Source organism: Mesorhizobium sp. M7A.F.Ca.ET.027.03.2.1, assembly GCF_003999175.1.
Classification (GTDB): domain Bacteria; phylum Pseudomonadota; class Alphaproteobacteria; order Rhizobiales; family Rhizobiaceae; genus Mesorhizobium.
The window spans coordinates 1-3,127 of sequence record NZ_RZOM01000749.1 but is presented as its reverse complement, the minus strand read 5'-3'; the positions used below and the strand labels follow the sequence as shown (position 1 = coordinate 3,127).

Genomic DNA, 3,127 nt, shown 5'->3' with positions numbered 1-3,127 from the left:
GTGTCGGGTGGGCTCGGCTATGCGCTCGACAGGCAAGACGTCGATATCAGCCTGATCGGAACACCGAATTATCCAGGGCCGGCAGCGCTGCTTGCCAACGCTTCGGTTCCGCGCGACGTGCAACTGCTGCCATCCCTCGGCAAACTCAGGCGTGACGTACCGATCGTCTATCGACTGAAATGCCATCAGGAGCAGGACAGCACGCAAGCTGTGGGCTGCCAGCTCGGCGATCCCCAGGGAACCAGAACCATTGTCGTCACAGGCGATTCACACGCAGCACAATGGATCCCGGCCATCGACAAGATTGCCAGGGACCGCAAGTGGAAATTGGTCACCTTCACCAAGGCTGCATGCCCTTTCACCCTTGCCGCTGTGACGGATGACGGTAAGCCGTATGAGGCCTGCGCAACATGGCGCGACAACGTTCTCGCCGAGATCAGGAAATTGCGGCCAGACCTGATGTTCACCAGCCAGTCTCGCTATTCCGACACACCGGAGCCGGCAATGATCGACGGTTTGCGCAGCATCTGGAGCGACTTGAACAGTGCCGGCGTGCGCATTATCGCCATTCGTAACACGCCTTTCGTCAAGTTCGATCCCGGTGATTGCCTGGCCGCCGATCCCGACAAATGCGTCAACGCGCGACAGGAGGTGGAGACGAGTGATGTCTTCGCCCTCGCCGCGGGGACATTGCCGGGGGTCCGTGTCGTTGACATGAACGATGCCTTATGTGGCAAGGACAGCTGTTCGGCCGTGGTCGGCAACATCATCGTCTGGCGCGACCATCACCATATGACGGCCACCTATGCGCTGGCGCTGGCGCCCTATCTGGCGAAGGCGGCGGGTCTCTAGCGAGATATCAAGGCGTAGCGGCTTTTTCGCATCAACATCGTTGACCAACGCCAGGGCCGGCATTCGAACACGACTTAACCCGCCTTTAAACCGCCGCATCTACTCTTCAACCCGAACGCCATAGGCATCGGGGATATCAAGCACAGCGCATGGCGAACCGCAGGGACAGTCGCATCGAACCCAGTTTCGAGGGGCCGCCGCAGGCGCGGTCCGCGGCGGGTCTTTCGGTGAACGAGGAGGATCGCGTCGTGCCGAGCAATCGCAAAGCCTCCGCAAAACGCAAGCCGGCCAAAGGGAAATCGTCGCGGGCCAAGCGCGGCAGAAGCCGGCGCGGCCTGTTCGGTGTGCTCGGCCGGCTGTTCTACTGGTGCTTCGTGTTCGCCATCTGGGGCGGCATCGCGGTGGCCGGCATCGTCGTCTACTATGGCGCCAAGATGCCGGCGGCGACGACCTGGTCGATTCCCGACCGCGCCCCCAACATCAAGATCGTCTCGGCAGATGGCCAATTGCTCGCCAATCGCGGCATGAGCGGCGGCGAGGCCGTCGGCCTGCATGAGATGTCGCCCTATATCCCGGAAGCCGTCATCGCCATCGAGGACCGGCGCTTCTACTCGCATTTCGGCATCGACCCGATCGGTCTGTCGCGCGCCATGGTCACCAACGTGCTGGGCGGGCGTTTCTCGCAGGGCGGTTCGACGCTGACCCAGCAATTGGCGAAGAACCTGTTCCTGACACCCGACCGCACGCTGGAACGCAAGGTGCAGGAAGTGCTGCTGGCGCTGTGGCTGGAGCACAAGCACACCAAGGACCAGATCCTCGAAATGTACCTGAATCGGGTGTATTTCGGTTCCGGCGCCTATGGCGTCGAGGCCGCCTCGCGCCGCTATTTCGGCAAGAGCGCGCGCGACGTCACCCTGTCGGAAGCCGCATTGCTTGCCGGCCTGTTGAAGGCGCCGTCGCGGCTGTCCCCGGCACGCGATCCGAAGGCGGCCGAGGAACGCTCGCAACTGGTGCTTGCCGCCATGCGTGACGAGGGAAAGATCAGCGCCAAGGAAATGACCTCGGCGATGAGCGCGCCGGCAACGCGCGCGCCGTCCTACTGGACCGGCTCGGAGAATTATGTCGCCGACACCATCATGGAGGAATTGCCCGACCTGATCGGCGATGTGCGCGGCGACATCGTCATCGACAGCACCGTCGACCTCAACCTGCAAAAGCTCGCCGAACAGTCGATCCGCAGACTGATCGACGAGAGCGGCAAGAAGCTCAACGTCACACAGGGCGCGCTGGTGTCGATCGACGATTCCGGTGCGGTACGTGCCATGGTCGGCGGCTACGACTATTCGACGAGCCAGTTCGACCGTGCTTCGGAGGCACGTCGCCAGCCGGGCTCGGCGTTCAAGCCGTTCGTCTATATGGCCGCGCTCGAAGCCGGTCGCACGCCCGACAGCATCCGCAACGATGCGCCGATCAAGATCGGCAACTGGACACCCGACAATTACGGCGGCAAGTATTTCGGCAAGGTGACGCTGGCCACCGCGCTGGCCAAGTCGCTGAACTCGGTGGCGGCGCAACTGACCATGGAGGTCGGGCCGAACGCGGTTGTCGAGGCGGCGCACCGCATGGGCATCCAGTCCGACCTGATAGCCAACACCTCGATCGCGCTCGGCACTTCGGAAGTGACGCCGCTGGAGCTGACCTCGGCCTATGTCCCCTTTGCCAATGGCGGCTACAAGCCGGACATCCATTTCATCCGGCGCGTGACGACCACCGAGGGCAAAGTGCTTTACGACAGCGGCGGCGGCAGCGCGCCGCGCGTCGTCAAGCCTGAGATCGTCGGCATGATGAACTCGATGATGACGGGCACGGTTGAGATCGGCACTGCCCGGAAAGCGGCTTTCGCCTGGCCATCGGCCGGCAAGACCGGCACCAGTCAAAATTCGCGCGACGCCTGGTTCGTCGGCTACACCGCCAACCTCACCACTGGTGTGTGGTTCGGCAATGATGATGGCAGCGCGATGAAGAAGGTCACCGGCGGCGCACTGCCGGCGCAGGCCTGGCACGAGTTCATGGTTGCGGCCCACGAAGGTGTGCCGGTGCGGCCGCTGCCCGGCACCTGGAAATCGACGCCGGCCGACACAATCGTCCCCGACGAGATACCCGCGGCGAACAACACGGCGCCGGTTCCGTCGACGTCGGTCGGTCAGCAGGCACCGGCGCGGCCAGCAGCGCCGGTTGCCCAAGCGCCCGTCCGCGCGGCCCGTCCCGCCCAAAC

The 3,127-nt window shown here is 63.7% G+C and carries 2 protein-coding genes; both read left to right on the top strand.

Annotation, left to right across the window (positions count from 1 at the left end):
- Positions 1–852: SGNH hydrolase domain-containing protein (locus tag EN750_RS39610; RefSeq protein ID WP_189526456.1), on the top strand; the 852-nt coding region annotated here is incomplete at its 5' end.
- Positions 853–1,001: 149 nt separating this feature from the next.
- The coding region (locus EN750_RS26135) for a transglycosylase domain-containing protein (RefSeq protein WP_145967918.1) at positions 1,002–3,127 on the top strand (2,126 nt) is incomplete at its 3' end.